Origin of the sequence: Microbacterium sp. ACRRU (assembly GCF_022346945.1) — a bacterium.
In the GTDB taxonomy this organism is placed as follows: Bacteria; Actinomycetota; Actinomycetes; order Actinomycetales; family Microbacteriaceae; genus Microbacterium; species Microbacterium mcarthurae.
The window spans coordinates 97,947-112,765 of record NZ_JAKRNI010000006.1 but is presented as its reverse complement, the minus strand read 5'-3'; the positions used below and the strand labels follow the sequence as shown (position 1 = coordinate 112,765).

Below are 14,819 nucleotides of genomic sequence, written 5' to 3'. Positions count from 1 at the left end.
CGGCGGTGGTGGCGGCGGCTCCGTCGGCGGGTCCGGATGGGCTCGCCCCTCTTCGGCGGGAACCAGTTCCGGATACGGCCCCCGCACCGGTCAGTGCGGCCCCAGCTATTGCGCGAGCACCTGGCATCTCGGCCTCGATTTCGGCGCGGGATGCTGGTCTCCCATCTACGCCGCGGCAGCCGGTCGCGTGACCTACGCCGGCTACAACGGCGGCTACGGCAACTATGTGCGCATCCAGCACGACGACGGGTCCGCCACGGGCTACGCGCACATCGTGGGGGGCGGCATTTACGTCTCCAACGGCCAGCGTGTCTCGGCGGGGCAGCAGATCGCTGCGACCGGCCAGACCGGCAACTCGTTCGGATGCCACCTCCACTTCGAGGTCTACCCCCCGTGGGGCGGCACGACCAACCCCGCGACGTGGTTGCGTGACCGCGGCGTCTGGGTCTGACCCACGCGAAAGCCCCCCGGTCCCGGACCGGGGGGCTTCCTCGTGACCGAAGTGGTCAGAGGGTGTTCGGGGCTTCGCCCTCACCCTGCGTCTTGGTCTGGGCGTCGTGCTCCTCGAAGCGCGTGAACGCCTCGCCGACCAGGCGCTCGGCCTCGGCGGCATCCGCCCACTCGTCGACCTTGACCCACTTGTTGGGCTCCAGGTCCTTGTAGTGCTCGAAGAAGTGCGCGATCTCCTTCTTGGTCCACTCGTCGATGTCGCCGACGTCCTGGATGTGGTCCCAACGCGGGTCCTTCGCGAGTACCGCGACGACCTTGTCGTCGCCGCCGGCCTCGTCGCTCATCTTGAGCACGCCGACGGGGCGGACCTTGGCGAGGATGCCGGGGTAGAGGTCACGATCGAGCAGGACGAGCACGTCGAGGGGGTCGCCGTCCTCGCCGAGGGTGTTCTCGAAGAAGCCGTAGTTGGCCGGGTAGCCGAACACCGTGTACAGGATGCGGTCGAGGAAGACCCGGCCCGTGCCGTGGTCGACTTCGTACTTCACGCGGCTGCCGCGCGGGATCTCGATGACGGCGTCGTACGCGCCCATACTCGTGCTCCTTAGGTCTGTGGGTTTCCCCGCCCAGCCTAGCCGGGGCGTTCTCGCTCCCGCGGGGCCCTGCGTTGTGTCCGTGGGGTGAGGCCGCGCCTCGGCGGATAGCGTGGATGCCATGCAGGAGCGGCGACCTGGACTCGACCCCGCCGTCGCCGAGGTGCGACGTGCCGTACGTGCCTGCCTGGAGGGGCGGCAGGGTGCCGTCGTGATCGCGCTTTCCGGCGGCGCGGATTCGCTCGCCCTCGCGGCCGCGGCCGCTTTCGAAGCCCCGCGTCATGGCATCCGGGCCGAGGCCGTGGTGATCGACCACGGCCTGCAGGAGGGATCGCCCGTGATCGCCGAGCGCGCCGCGGAGCTCGCCCGCGGGCTCGGGCTCGCCGCGCGGGTCGTCGCGGTCGACGTGCGCGATGCCGGCAACGGTCCGGAGGCGGCGGCGCGCGAGGCGCGGTACGCCGGTCTCGCCCGTGCCGCCGCCGAGACGGGCGCGGATGCGGTGCTTCTGGGGCACACGCTCGACGATCAGGCCGAGACGGTCCTGCTCGGGCTGGCGCGGGGGTCGGGGGCGGCGAGCCTGTCCGGCATGCCGCCGGAGCGGAGGTATGCCACCGGCCCGGCGTGGGTGCGTCCCCTGCTCGGCGTCCGTCGCGAGGTCACCGCGGCCGCGTGCGCCGCGGAAGGACTCGACCCGTGGCGCGACCCCCACAACCTCGACCCCGCGTATGCGCGGGTTCGCGTCCGCGAGACCGTACTGCCCACTCTGGAGCGCGAGCTCGGGCCGGGCGTGGCCGAAGCCCTCGCGCGCACCGCCGAGCAGCTCCGGGAGGACGCGGCGGCGTTCCAGGACATGATCGACGAGACGATCGAAGACATCGTCGAGCACGCCGAAGCCGGGATCTCGGTGTCGGTCGCGGCCCTGGCCGCGAACCCCGCGGCGCTGCGCAACCGCATCATCCGTTACGTCGTCGACAGTGAGTTCGGGGTCGCTCTGACACGGACGCAGACGCTCGAGGTCGCGCGCCTGGCGACCGAGTGGCGCGGGCAGGGACCCATCGACCTGCCGGGATGCCGTGCGCGCCGCGTCGGCGGTCGGATCGAGATCGTCGCGCGGGCGGCATCCTGAAGCGTCCTGCGTAGACTTGTCGAATGCGCGCGGCCGACATCTCCGACGACATCAGCGAAGTCCTCCTCACCGAGGAGCAGATCCAGGGCAAGCTCGCCGAACTGGCCACGCAGGTCGCGGCCGACTACGCCGGACGCGACGTCGTCCTCGTGGGCGTCCTCAAGGGCGCGGTCATGGTCATGGCCGACTTCGCCCGCCACCTGCCCTCGCACATCACCATGGACTGGATGGCCGTCTCGTCGTACGGGGCCAGCACCCGCTCGAGCGGTGTCGTCCAGATCCGCAAAGACCTCGACACCGACATCACGGGCAAGCACGTGCTCATCGTCGAAGACATCATCGACTCCGGCCTTACCCTGAGCTGGCTCCTGGAGAACTTCGCCTCCCGCGGGGCCGAGTCGGTCGAGGTGCTCGCGCTCCTGCGCAAGCCGGATGCCATGAAGGTCGAGGTCGATTGCCGCTACGTCGGCTTCGACATCCCCAACGACTTCGTCATCGGCTACGGCCTCGACTACGCCGAGAAGTACCGCAACCTGCGCGACGTCGCCGTGCTCGCGCCGCACGTCTACTCCTGATCCGCGATCGGATGCCGAGCGCCCCGGCGCGGCATCCCTCGCCCGGTACGCCCACGACGAACGCACAGGCCGGGCATAGTCGGCGCGCGTTACCCTGATTGACACCGCTTCTTCCGGGCGGATCACGAAAGGGCTGGGCTCGCCCACCATGAATTTCAAGAAGATCACGCGCAATCCGATCATCTACGTTCTGCTGGTCGGTCTGCTTCTGGTCATCGGTTTCTCGCTGATCTCCAACCTCAGCGGGGCACGCCAGATCTCGACCCAGGAGGGCCTCGAGCTGCTCAAGGGCAGCACGGTGTCCCAGGCGACGACCAACGACGTCGACCAGCGCGTCGATCTCAAGCTCTCGCAGCCGTACGAGGGCGCCGAGACCGTGCAGTTCTATTACGGCACGGCGCGGGCCGCCGAGGTGGCGACCGCGATCGACACGGCCGCACCGGCCGACGGGTTCAACGACGTCGTGCCGCGCCCCAGCTGGTTCGACGGGTTCCTCTCGCTGATCCTGCCCCTGGTGCTGCTCGGTCTGCTGTTCTGGTGGTTGCTTTCCAGCGCCCAGGGCGGCGGCAGCAAGGTGATGCAGTTCGGCAAGTCGCGGGCGAAGCTCGTGACGAAAGAGACGCCCACCGTGACCTTCCAGGACGTCGCGGGCTCGGACGAGGCGATCGAAGAGCTCGAGGAGATCAAGGAATTCCTCAAGGACCCGAAGAAGTTCGAAGAGGTCGGTGCGCGCATCCCGAAGGGCGTGCTGCTGTACGGCCCTCCCGGAACCGGCAAGACCCTCCTCGCTCGCGCTGTCGCGGGGGAGGCGGGCGTGCCCTTCTACTCGATCTCGGGGTCGGACTTCGTCGAGATGTTCGTCGGCGTCGGCGCGAGCCGCGTGCGCGACCTCTTCAACCAGGCCAAGGAGAACTCGCCCGCGATCATCTTCATCGACGAGATCGACGCCGTCGGGCGCCACCGCGGTGCCGGTATGGGCGGCGGTCACGACGAACGCGAGCAGACTCTGAACCAGATGCTCGTCGAGATGGACGGCTTCGACCCCAAGGTCAACGTCATCGTCATCGCGGCGACGAACCGCCCCGACATCCTCGACCCCGCGCTTCTGCGTCCGGGGCGCTTCGACCGCCAGATCGGTGTCGACGCTCCCGACCTCAAGGGACGCCAGCGCATCCTCGAGGTGCACGGTCGCGGCAAGCCGCTGTCGGACTCCGTCGACCTCGAGGTCGTGGCTCGGAAGACGCCCGGATTCACCGGCGCCGACCTGGCCAACGTTCTCAACGAGGCCGCGCTGCTGACCGCGCGTTCCAACGCGCAGCTCATCGACAACCGCGCTCTCGACGAGGCGATCGACCGCGTCATCGCCGGCCCGCAGCGCCGGACGCGTGTGATGAGGGAGAAGGAGAAGCTCATCACGGCGTACCACGAGGGCGGACACGCGCTCGCGGCGGCGGCGATGAACCACACCGACCCGGTGACCAAGGTCACGATCCTCCCGCGCGGCAAGGCCCTCGGCTACACGATGGTGCTGCCGCTCGACGACAAGTACTCCGTGACGCGCAACGAGCTGCAGGACCAGCTGACGTACGCCATGGGTGGTCGCGTCGCGGAGGAGATCGTCTTCCACGACCCGACGACCGGAGCCTCCAACGACATCGAGAAGGCCACGAGCATCGCCCGGAAGATGGTCACCGAGTACGGCATGACCACCGACGTCGGCCCGGTCAAGCTCGGATCGTCGTCGGGCGAGGTCTTCATGGGGCGCGACATGGGTCACGGCCGCGACTTCTCCGAGCGCATCGCCGAGCGCGTCGACGCGCAGGTGCGTGCGCTCATCGAGCAGGCGCACAACGAGGCGTACCAGGTCATCAACGACAACCGCGAGGTCCTCGACCGTCTCGCGCTCGCTCTCCTCGAGAAGGAGACGCTCGACCACCTCGAGCTCGCCGAGATCTTCAAGGACGTCAAGCGTCTTCCCCCGCGCCCGCAGTGGCTGTCGTCGGGCGACCGCCCGGTGTCGACCCTGCCCCCGGTGGAGGTTCCGCGCCGCCAGGCCCCCGCGGGCGTGGCCGCGTCCGTCGAGGCCGACGCGCAGACCGCGGCCCAGCCGCAGCGCCGGCCGAGCGGACAGACGCGTCCGGCCACCGCGTAAGGCCCCGTGGCCGTCGACCGGGAGCGCGTGTCCGCGCTCGTACGCCAGCTGCTCGAGGCGATCGGTGAGGATCCCGATCGCCCCGGGCTGCGGCAGACCCCGGCGCGGGTGGCGGACTCCTGGACCGAGTTCTTCGGCGGAGTGGGACAGGATGCCGGTGCGCCCCTGCAGCACACCATCTCGGTGAGCCGCGGCCCGGCGCCCGACACGTTGCCCTCCGGGGCGGTGATGCTGCGCGACATCGCCTTCCGCTCGATGTGCGAGCACCACCTGCTCCCCTTCCGGGGCCACGCCCACGTGGCGTATCTGCCGGGTGAAGAGGTCGTGGGGCTCGGCGCGCTTCCCCGCGTCATCGACATCCTGGCCGCTCGCCCGCAGGTGCAGGAGCGTCTCGGTGAGCAGGTCGCCGACACGATCGCCGGTGCCCTCGATGCGCGGGGCGTGCTCGTCGTCCTGGACGCCGAGCACGAGTGCGTCACGATGCGGGGCGGGCGTCAGCCCGACGCCTCGACCGTGACGATCGCCGCGCGCGGCGTCTACACCGACCCCGTCGCGCGCGGGGAGCTGGTCGCTCTGATCGGTCGGAGCCGCCCGTGACGCTCGTGATGGGGATCGTCAACGTCACCCCCGACTCGTTCAGCGACGGCGGCCGCTTCCTCGATCCCGACGCGGCCATCGCCCACGCTCGCCATCTCCACGAACAGGGTGCGGACATCCTCGACGTGGGTGGCGAGTCGACCCGGCCGGGGGCGGAGCGAGTGGCGCCGAGGGTCGAGCAGCAGCGCGTCCTCCCGGTCGTCGAGGCCCTGGCATCCGAGGGCCTGGTCGTCAGCATCGACACGATGAACGCGTCGACGGCGCGCGCCGCCGTCGCAGCCGGTGCGGCGCTCGTCAACGACGTGTCCGGCGGCCTCGCCGACGCCGAGATGCTCTCTGCCGTCGCCGAGACCGATGCCGACATCGCTCTCGGTCATTGGCGTGGACCCTCGTCCGAGATGTACGCGCGCGCCGACTACGGCGACGTGGCGGCGGAGGTGACCGCGGAACTGGGGGAGCGCATCGCGCGAGCCGAGGCGGCGGGCATCTCCCGCGCACGGATCGTCGTGGACCCGGGCATCGGCTTCGGCAAGCGCGGGGCGCAGAACTGGCAGACGTTGCGTGGGCTGCCGCGTGTAATCGACCTCGGCTGTCGTGTTCTGGTGGGAACGAGCCGCAAACGCTTCCTCGGCGAGGCGATCGGCGAGGACGCCGACCTCACGCGCCGCGATCTCGCCACCGCCGTGACGAGCGTCCTGGCGTTTCGTGCCGGGGCGTGGGCGGTGCGCGTGCACGACATCCCGACCACTCGCGACGCGCTCGCCGTCGCCCGCGCCTGGGAGGCCTGATGGACTTCGCCGATGAGATCACCCTGACGGGGGTGCGCGCGCACGGATTCCACGGCGTGTACCCCGAGGAGAAGCGTGAGGGGCAGGACTTCGTCGTGGACGTCGTCCTCCAGCTCTCGCTGCGTCCGGCGGCGGAGTCCGACGACGTTCGCGACACCGTGCACTACGGCGAACTCGCCGAGCGCATCGTCGCGATCGTGCAGGGCGACCCGGCCGACCTGCTCGAGACCGTCGCACAACGCATCGCGGACGACGTGCTCGCCGACGAGCGCGTCATGCTGGTGACGGTGACGGTGCACAAGCCGCAGGCGCCGATCACCGTGCCTTTCGGTGACGTGTCGGTGACGATCCGGCGGGGTCGCGCATGAGCGTGCGTCTCGCGCACGGCATCGGCGATCCCCCCGCGGATCGTCCCGTGTCCGCGGTCGTGGCTCTCGGCGCGAACCTGGGCGCGCGGGCCGAGACCCTCGACGCCGCCGTCGCGGCCCTGCGCCGATTGCCGCTGACGACCGACGTGCGGGTGTCCGCCCCGATCGAGACGGTCGCCCTCACGCTCAGCGGTGAGGACGAGAACGCGCCCCGCTACTTGAACGCCGTCGCGCTGCTGCAGACCCGCCTGGCGCCGGCGACGCTTCTCGACCAGCTGCACCGCATCGAGAGCGACCACGGGCGAGTGCGCCGCGAGCGGTGGGGGGATCGCACTCTCGATCTGGACCTCATCGCCTACGGCGACGAGCGGATCGACGACGAACGATTGACTGTGCCGCATCCGCGCGCGCACGAACGCGCATTCGTCCTCCGGCCGTGGCTGGACGTGGATCCGGATGCCATCATCCCCGGCCGTGGTCGGGTCGACGCCCTGTTGGCCGGGCTCGAGGACGGCGCATCGTGAAGCGGACGGGAGTGACGATCCTCGTCGTGGCGGCACTCGTCGGCGCCGTGGTCGGGTTCCTGCTCGACACCGCCCTCACCTCGACGGGGCGGCCGACGTTCGTGCCGGCGGCGAGTCTCCCGACCATTCTGGCGCTGCTGGGCGCGGTCGTCGTCGTGGTCGCCGTTCCGGTTTTCCGTGCCTCACGGGGCCGCAGCGATCGTCGCATCGACCCCTTCCGGGCGCTGCGGATCGCGATGCTCGCGAAGGCTTCGTCGATCCTCGGTGCCGCATCGACCGGTTTCGCGCTGGGGCTGCTGGGCTTCGTCTTCACACGTCCGTTCACTCCGTCGCTAGGCTCGTTGGGGTCGATCATCGCGACGGCCGTGTGCGGTGCCGCCCTCGTCGTCGCGGGACTCGTGGCCGAGCAGTTGTGCACCATCCGGAAGGACGACGATGACGAACACCCCGGATCTGCCGGAGCGCCCGACGCCGGTCCCACCGTCGGCTGAGTCCGCGGCCTCCGTCCTCGACGACGCCACCTACGACCGCATTCTCGAGCCGCGCGGTTCCGGGCGCCTGCCGATCGGCGACGGCACGTGGCACCAGCTGGCCCGCGCTTATGTGAGGGTGCAGCTCATCTCACAGGGCGCGGTGTTCCTGCTGGTGCTGGCGGCGGCCATCGTCGCTCAGCTCATCACCGGCGTGACGTGGCAGTGGATCCCGGTCGGCGTCATCCTGCTGGTCACCGCGATCGGCATCGTCATCACGCCGCGGCAGGCCCGCTCCTTCGGGTATCAGCTTCGGCGCGATGATCTGGTCTTCCGTCGCGGCATCCTGTGGCAGCGGGTGGTGGCGGTTCCGTATGGACGAATGCAGCTCGTCGACATCACCCATGGTCCGCTTGACCGCGGCTTCGGGATCGCCCAGCTCAAGCTCGTCACCGCCGCAGCGTCGTCGGGCGTCACGATCCCGGGCCTGACGCAGCGCGCGGCCGAGCAACTGCGTGACACCCTCATCGATGTCGCCGAGACCCGCCGGACCGGGCTGTGAGCGAGCCGACGTGGTCGGAGCGCGACGCCAACGGCGCCGACGCCTCGCAGGCGAACCGGCGCGAGAGCGAGGCGGCCGAGACCGGGGCGGGCGGGGCTGAGGCCGGGGCGGCCGCGGCGTCGGGCCGGGCGCCGGCCGGGGCAGGCTCGGCGCCGGATCCGGCGTGGAAGCCGCCGACCGCCGATTCGGTCGCGGAGACCGTTCCAGCGCCCGGTGTCGCCGCTGACTCCGTCGCGGACACCGTTCCGACGCCCGGCCTTGCCGCTGACTCGGTCGCGGGCACCGTTCCGACGCCCGGCCTTGCCGCTGACTCGGTCGCGGGCACCGCCCCATCGCCGGGTGTCGCCGCTGACTCGCCGGCCCGAGCTCTCGTGCGCTCGCCGCTGAGCGATGGCGAGTGGCAGCGCCTGCACCCCCTCACGCCGCTGTTGCGGGGTGGACTGTTCCTCCTCGTGATCGTCGGCGTCATCATCGCGAATATGCGCGAACGTCTGCTCGAGTTCTTCCTCCCCTCGGTGACGGACCTGCCGCCCGGCGTCCTCCCGCCGGACCCCGTCGATTTCCTCTTCTCGAACAACCTGATCCTTCTCGCGGCAGGTGGCGCCCTGGTGGTGCTGGTCGTGCTGCTCGTCGCATTCCGACTGTCGTGGCGGTTCCACACTTTCCGCATCAGCGACGACGACGTCGAAGTCCGTTCGGGAGTTCTCTTCCGCACGCACCGCCGCGCGCCGCTGGATCGTGTGCAGGGGGTCAACCTCACGCGCCCGATGGTGGCTCGCCTCCTCGGCTTGGCGAAGCTCGAAGTGGTCGGCGCCGGGCTGGACTCGAACGTGAAGCTCGAGTACCTCTCGGCCAATGCCGCCGAGACGGTTCGCGGTGACATCCTCCGGCTGGCATCCGGTCGTCGCCTCGCGGAGCGGGGCGTCGCGCCGGGAGCGTCGGGTTCGCCCGTGCGCAAGGCGGCTGACGCGGTCGCGGCCGGTATCCAGGGCATCGTCGACGGTGAGGACATCTCGGATGCCGAGCCGGAGAGCATCGTGCGTATCCCGCTCGGTCGACTCGTGGCCTCACGGGTGCTGAGCGGGTCGACCATCATGCTCGTTGGACTCGTCGTCGTGATCGCCGTGGCGGCGGCGCTGTCGACGGTGTGGCTGCTGTTCACGGTGGTGCCCGCCTTCCTGGCCTTCGGGGCCTACTACGTCCGCTCGATCGCACGCGGACTCCGTTACTCGATCGCCCCGAGTGCCGACGGCGTGCGCTTGACCTTCGGCCTCTTCACGACGATCAGCGAGGTGGTGCCTCCCGGACGCGTGCACGCGATCGAGGTGCACCAGCCGTTGCTGTGGCGTCCGTTCGGGTGGTGGAGCATTTCGATCAACCGCCTTTCCGGCCGCGGCTCCACGGATTCCAGTGCCGACCTGTTCGCCGCGGTGCTGCCCATCGGTACGCGCGACGATGTCGAGAAGGTTCTGCGCATTCTCGCCCCGGCGCTGCCACCGGAGGAATGGACGTACGTGTTCCGCCACGGCATCCTTGGCCCGGCCGATGACGACCCCTACGTGATCACGCCGCGGCGGGTGCGTCTGCTGCGCCCCTTGTCGTGGCGGCGCAATGGTGCGGTGCTCACGGCGGATGCCCTCTTCCTTCGGCGGGGATGGGCGCGACGAACACTCACGGTCGTGCCGCTGGCGCGCCTGCAGTCGGTGGGCGTGCAACAGGGGCCTCTCGCTCGCGCGACTCGGACGGCCACTCTCGCCGCGCACGTCATCGCGGGGGCGGTGCAGACGTCGGTGGGGGCTCTCGACCGTGACGACGCCGTGGCGTTGTTCGAGGACACCACGCGGGCCACGATCGGCGCCGCGGCGGGCGACCGCAGCCACCGGTGGGCCGGATGAGCGGCGGTCGCGACGGCCGGCTCGGGGTCGGCATCATCGGGGCGGGGCGCGTCGGGCCGGTTATCGGTGCAGCCCTGGCCGGCGCGGGCCACGCGCTGACCGGCATCACGTCCGGGTCGGACGACGACCGGGTCGAGGCGATCCTGCCCGGGCTCCCTGTGCTGTCGCCGGAGGAGGTCGTGCGCCGCAGTGAGCTCGTGGTCATCGCGGTCCCGCACGACCAGCTGCCCGGACTGGTGGCAGGGCTGGCGGACCTCGGCGCGTGGCAGCCGGGACAGCTCGTCCTGCACACCGACCCGGCGTACGGCGTCGAGGTACTCACGCCGGCATTGCAGCGCGGAGCGATTCCTCTCGCCATCCATCCGGCGATCGTCTTCACCGGGGCATCGTCGATCGACCTGCGCCAGCTCGCGCAGGCGTACGCCGCCGTCACCGCGCCGGGCCCCGTGCTGCCGATCGCGCAAGCCCTCGCCGTCGAGCTCGGTTGCGAGCCCGTGGTGATCGCCGAGGCGGACCGCATCGCATACGCGGAGGCGGTGGAGACGGCGACGCAGTTCTCCCGTTCGATCGTGCGCCAGTCGGCGACGCTACTGGCGGGGGTGGGCGTCGAGAACACGGGGGCGTACCTCTCGGCGCTGGTGCGTTCGAGCGTCGACCAGGCTCTCATCGAGGGAGCCGGACCGACGGCGTCGGACACCGTTCCGCCCGACGCTACGATCGACGGATGATCCGCACCATCGACGGTCTGCGTACCCGGTTGGCCGAGGTCAGAGACGAAGATCGACCGGGCGGTGCCGCGCGCGTTGCTCTCGTCTCCACGCTCGGGGCCCTGCACGACGGTCACGTCGATCTCATTCGCGCAGCTCGTGAGCGCGCCGACGTCGTGGTGGTGTCGACGTTCGTCAACCCCCTGCGCTTCCGTACCGCGGACGAGACGGCCGCGTACCCTCGCACGCCCGACGCGGATGCCGACTTGCTCGACGAACTGGGCATCGACGTCGTCTTCGCCCCCGCGGCAGCCGACTTCCTGCCCGCGGGTACCGCGACTACGCGCGTGTCCGCGGGCGATCTGGGGTTGAGGTACGAGGGGCGGGTGCGCCCGTTCTACTTCGACGGCGTCCTGACGGTGGAGGCGAAGCTGTTCCACCTGATCCGCCCCGACCTCGCCGTCTACGGTGAGCGCGACCTGCAGAGGGCCTTCCTCGTCCGGCGCATGATCCGCGATCTCGACTTCGGCATCGAAACGGTCCTGGTCCCCACGGTCCGCGCCGAAGACGGTCTGCCGGTCTCCAGTCGCGTGGGGCTTTTGGATGAGGCCGACCGCCGCGCCGCGACGAAGCTCACGGGAGCGTTGGATGCCGCGGCATCCAACGCCGATCGGGGCGTGGACGCGTGCATCGCCGCGGCGCAGTCCTCGCTGATGGGAGAGTCCCGGATCACCCTGGAGTATCTCTCGGTCGTCGACCCCGAGACGTTCCTTCCCGTCGACGATGGACACCGCGGGCGCGCGATCGCGCTGATCGCCGCCACCGTCGGCGGGCACCGATTCATCGACAACGCGGAGATCTCGCTGAGCTGAGGCCGCGGGCGGCGGTCGTCGAAACCCCGGGCGGCGGCCGAGGCACTCCTGGCGGAGGCCATCGCCTGACGGTTCCACCCTGATCGCTCCCGCTCGGCACCCCGCGGTCGCACCGGGAGAGGCGGCGGCGCCGCGCGGATAAACTCGTGGAGACCCCGAGGAGCCTTCACGATGACCGACGCGCCCGCGAACGACGCCGAACCCACCGAAGACGACGTCTTCGAGCAGAAGGCGGTCCGACTCGCCAAGCGGGAGCGCCTGCTGCAGGAGCGGCCGGACGCGGCCGGCGGGCCGTACCCGGTCACCGTTCCCGTGACCGACACGATCCCCGACCTGCGCGCGCGCTTCGGTGACCTTGAGGCGGGAGCCGAGACCGGCATCACCGTCGGCGTGGCGGGCCGTGTGGTCTTCAGCCGCAACACCGGCAAGCTCTGTTTCGCCTCCCTGCAGTCGGGGGACGGCAGTCGCATTCAGGCGATGGTGTCGCTGGCGAATGTGGGCGAGGACTCTCTCCAGGCGTGGAAGGAGATCGTCGACCTCGGCGATCACGTGTTCGTTTCGGGCGAAGTGATCTCGAGCCGCCGCGGTGAGCTGTCGATCATGGTGTCGGACTGGGCGATCGCCGCCAAGGCCGTCCTGCCCCTGCCGAACATGTACTCGGAGTTGAGCGAGGAAAGCCGCGTGCGCAGCCGGTTCCTCGATCTCATCGTCCGCGACCGCGCCCGCGAGACCGTGTTGGCGCGCGCCAAGGTGAACGCGAGCCTCCGTCGCACCTTCGCCGAGCGCGACTTCGTCGAGGTCGAGACCCCGATGCTTCAGGTGCAGCACGGTGGCGCGAGCGCCCGCCCGTTCATCACCCACTCCAACGCCTTCGACGCCGACCTGTACCTGCGTATCGCTCCGGAGCTGTTCCTCAAGCGCGCCGTCGTCGGTGGTATCGACCGCGTGTTCGAGATCAACCGGAACTTCCGGAACGAGGGCGCAGACTCCACGCATAGTCCCGAGTTCGCGATGCTCGAGGCGTACCAGGCGTACACCGACTACAACGGCATCGCCGACCTCACCCAGACCCTTATCCAGGACGCCGCGGTCGCCGTGGCCGGTTCGACGACCGTGACGTGGGCGGACGGCACCGAGTACGACCTGGGCGGGGAGTGGGATCGCATCTCGATGTACGGCTCGCTGTCCGAGGCCGCGGGCCGTTCCATCACTCCCGAGACGACTCTCGACGAACTGCGCGCCTTCGGTGCGGAATCGGGAGTGGACGCCCCCGCTCACGAGACGCATGGCAAGTGGGTCGAGGAGCTGTGGGAGCACTTCGTCAAGGGAGGGCTGACGCGTCCGACGTTCGTCATGGACTTCCCCGTCGACACGAGCCCCCTGGTCCGTGAGCATCGCTCCGTCGCGGGCGTGGTCGAGAAGTGGGACCTGTACGTGCGGGGCTTCGAACTGGCCACGGGGTACTCAGAGCTGGTCGACCCGGTCATCCAGCGGGAACGGTTCACCGAGCAGGCGAAGCTGGCGGCGCGCGGCGATGACGAGGCGATGCCCATCGACGAGGAGTTCCTGCGCGCGCTCGAGCACGGGATGCCTCCGACGGGGGGTATGGGCATGGGAATCGACCGGCTGCTCATGGCCATCACCGGGCTCGGGATCCGCGAGACGATCCTGTTTCCCCTGGTGAAGTGATCGGCCGGGGGTCGAACAGCCACTCGGGCACGCGTCCCTGATCGGTCATCGTCCGCACGATCTCGGCGAGGCCGTGGTGAGGATCGATAGCGAGCGCTTGCGTCGCGTACACCGCGGCGTGGGTGGATCGTCCGGTGGCCCAGGCGAGCCATGCGCAGGCGGCCAGGGGGCCCGCCCGGCCCGCGCGCGGTGTCGCCGCGGCCACGCGGCGACAGCGCTCGAGCGCACGGAGCAGCCGAGGCGGGTCGGGGCGCGTTCCTTCCCCGCACATCAGCCGGCCGATTTCTGCGGGTAGCGGTCGGCCGTCGGCGTACGCGCACAGGACGGCGTAAGCGGCGTCGCCCGTGGCGAGGTCGCCGACGGCCTGCACCAACGCCACGTCCCGCAGGACGGCGCGTTGCAGACAGAACGAGACCGCCGCGATCCGCGGAACATCGGGAGGAGTCGCCGGATCAAGGAATGTCTCGAAGAGGGCCGGCGGGTCGGCGAGGTCCTCGGCGACCGCCTCGGCAGCGGCGTGCCGACGGCCGGGCAGCCGCCGGCGCTCCCCCTCGGGTGATAACAGGTGCGCTGCGTCCGTCAGGAGGCGGTGGACCGCGGTCGCCTCTGCGGGGGGAACGGCGGGCAGTTGCGCCGCCGCGAACTGGTCGCTTTCGATCTCGCCGTCCGCCGGCAGGTGCGGAAGGGGAGCGATCTCGTCGAGCGACCGCGCGCCGTCCACACCGGGAGCGAGGAGGCTGTCCCACCCGTCGGATCCGACGATCAGGGCATCCTGCACGCGCAGGCCGCAGATGTCCGCTCGCGCCAGCAGGGCCTCGACGAGGGGGTGATGCGGGGCGGCCTCGGCATCCGCCAGCTTCGTCTCCGTGTACACGACGGCGGCGATGGCATCCGTCCGGGGCACCTTGCACGCCATTCCGATGACGGTCGCGGCGACGTTCTCGATGTCGGAGACCGCGTCCGGACCGGGGAGGTCGATCCGCAGGGCGCCCAGCGACCGGCCCCCGGCGAAGGTCACGAGAGCGAGGCTGTTCCGGGGCGTGCAACCGAGGAGATGGGGGACGAGAGCGAGGAACTCGGCCGGAGAGGTGGCGCGGACGATCGTTGACATGGCGACGAGCCTGGCCGAGCCGGGGTGGCCGTCGAGAGCCGCGGGGAGACATCGGTGGAGGATCCGGGTGAATGCCGCACGGGGGAGAAGGGGCACCTTCCCGCCCGGCGCTCAGGCGGCGCACGTATCCTTGAGGTGTGGACAACATGTGGGCTGCCGTGCTGTGGGCGATCCTGCCGACCATCGTGGTCTCGGCGGCCTTCTTCTTCATCCTGCGGAGCGTGATCCGGATGGACCGCACCGAGCGGAAGGCGTACGCGCGCATCGAGGCCCAGGAGCGCGCCAAGCGCGGTCTCCCCGCCTCGGACACCACTGCTCGCTGAGCCCAGCGTCCGCGAGTGTC

Annotated in this window: 17 protein-coding genes; 15 read left to right on the top strand and 2 right to left on the bottom strand. The window is 70.4% G+C overall.

Annotated elements, in window-relative coordinates; translation table 11 throughout:
- A partial coding sequence (locus tag MHY30_RS05695) for a M23 family metallopeptidase (protein ID WP_239275910.1) occupies nt 1-451 on the top strand: 451 nt, incomplete at its 5' end.
- A gap of 55 nt (nt 452-506) precedes the next feature.
- Here the strand turns inward: MHY30_RS05695 and MHY30_RS05690 are convergent.
- The gene (locus MHY30_RS05690) at nt 507-1,040 is read right to left on the bottom strand and encodes an inorganic diphosphatase (protein ID WP_239275909.1); all 534 of its coding nucleotides are present in this window, start codon (nt 1,038-1,040) and stop codon (nt 507-509) included.
- A gap of 121 nt (nt 1,041-1,161) precedes the next feature.
- Between MHY30_RS05690 and tilS the strand changes: the two genes are divergently transcribed.
- From tilS to lysS, 13 genes are all read left to right on the top strand, one after another.
- Nucleotides 1,162-2,166 carry a tRNA lysidine(34) synthetase TilS gene (tilS, locus tag MHY30_RS05685; protein WP_239275908.1) on the top strand — a complete coding sequence of 335 codons (1,005 nt, stop codon included), beginning with the start codon at nt 1,162-1,164 and terminating at the stop codon, nt 2,164-2,166.
- A 23-nt stretch (nt 2,167-2,189) separates the two neighbouring features.
- Nucleotides 2,190-2,741, top strand: a complete 552-nt coding sequence (hpt, locus tag MHY30_RS05680) for a hypoxanthine phosphoribosyltransferase (protein WP_239275906.1) — start codon at nt 2,190-2,192, stop codon at nt 2,739-2,741.
- A gap of 148 nt (nt 2,742-2,889) precedes the next feature.
- A complete protein-coding gene (gene ftsH / locus MHY30_RS05675; protein ID WP_239275904.1) occupies nt 2,890-4,893 on the top strand; it encodes an ATP-dependent zinc metalloprotease FtsH in 2,004 nt (667 codons plus the stop codon).
- A 6-nt stretch (nt 4,894-4,899) separates the two neighbouring features.
- A complete protein-coding gene (folE, locus tag MHY30_RS05670; RefSeq protein ID WP_239275902.1) occupies nt 4,900-5,490 on the top strand; it encodes a GTP cyclohydrolase I in 591 nt (196 codons plus the stop codon).
- A complete protein-coding gene (folP, locus tag MHY30_RS05665) occupies nt 5,487-6,278 on the top strand; it encodes a dihydropteroate synthase (RefSeq protein ID WP_239275900.1) in 792 nt (263 codons plus the stop codon). Before folE ends, folP begins: the two co-directional genes overlap by 4 nt.
- Nucleotides 6,278-6,646 (top strand): dihydroneopterin aldolase, encoded by a 369-nt coding sequence (folB, locus tag MHY30_RS05660; protein ID WP_239275898.1) that lies wholly within the window; start codon nt 6,278-6,280, stop codon nt 6,644-6,646. The genes folP and folB overlap by 1 nt, the downstream gene beginning before the upstream one ends.
- Nucleotides 6,643-7,170 carry a 2-amino-4-hydroxy-6-hydroxymethyldihydropteridine diphosphokinase gene (gene folK, locus MHY30_RS05655; protein WP_239275896.1) on the top strand — a complete coding sequence of 176 codons (528 nt, stop codon included), beginning with the start codon at nt 6,643-6,645 and terminating at the stop codon, nt 7,168-7,170. The genes folB and folK overlap by 4 nt, the downstream gene beginning before the upstream one ends.
- Complete coding sequence (locus tag MHY30_RS05650) at nt 7,167-7,661, top strand: DUF3180 domain-containing protein (protein WP_239275894.1); 495 nt, start codon at nt 7,167-7,169, stop codon at nt 7,659-7,661. The genes folK and MHY30_RS05650 overlap by 4 nt, the downstream gene beginning before the upstream one ends.
- On the top strand, nt 7,606-8,202 hold the full coding sequence (locus tag MHY30_RS05645; protein ID WP_239275892.1) for a PH domain-containing protein: 597 nt from the start codon (nt 7,606-7,608) through the stop codon (nt 8,200-8,202). The genes MHY30_RS05650 and MHY30_RS05645 overlap by 56 nt, the downstream gene beginning before the upstream one ends.
- Nucleotides 8,199-10,097 (top strand): PH domain-containing protein, encoded by a 1,899-nt coding sequence (locus MHY30_RS05640; RefSeq protein ID WP_239275890.1) that lies wholly within the window; start codon nt 8,199-8,201, stop codon nt 10,095-10,097. The genes MHY30_RS05645 and MHY30_RS05640 overlap by 4 nt, the downstream gene beginning before the upstream one ends.
- On the top strand, nt 10,094-10,825 hold the full coding sequence (locus tag MHY30_RS05635; RefSeq protein ID WP_239275888.1) for a DUF2520 domain-containing protein: 732 nt from the start codon (nt 10,094-10,096) through the stop codon (nt 10,823-10,825). Before MHY30_RS05640 ends, MHY30_RS05635 begins: the two co-directional genes overlap by 4 nt.
- Nucleotides 10,822-11,676: a pantoate--beta-alanine ligase gene (gene panC / locus MHY30_RS05630; protein ID WP_239275886.1), complete on the top strand. Its 855-nt coding sequence runs from the start codon at nt 10,822-10,824 to the stop codon at nt 11,674-11,676. The genes MHY30_RS05635 and panC overlap by 4 nt, the downstream gene beginning before the upstream one ends.
- A 171-nt stretch (nt 11,677-11,847) precedes the next feature.
- Nucleotides 11,848-13,365, top strand: coding sequence for a lysine--tRNA ligase (lysS, locus tag MHY30_RS05625; protein WP_239275884.1), 1,518 nt, complete (start codon nt 11,848-11,850; stop codon nt 13,363-13,365).
- Here the strand turns inward: lysS and MHY30_RS05620 are convergent.
- Nucleotides 13,316-14,476 (bottom strand): DUF4192 family protein, encoded by a 1,161-nt coding sequence (locus MHY30_RS05620; RefSeq protein ID WP_239275882.1) that lies wholly within the window; start codon nt 14,474-14,476, stop codon nt 13,316-13,318. The two genes, lysS and MHY30_RS05620, sit on opposite strands and share 50 nt — an antisense overlap.
- 137 nt (nt 14,477-14,613) lie before the next feature.
- Between MHY30_RS05620 and MHY30_RS05615 the strand changes: the two genes are divergently transcribed.
- A complete protein-coding gene (locus MHY30_RS05615) occupies nt 14,614-14,799 on the top strand; it encodes an olfactory receptor family 2 protein (protein ID WP_239275880.1) in 186 nt (61 codons plus the stop codon).
- Nucleotides 14,800-14,819: the final 20 nt, after the last annotated feature.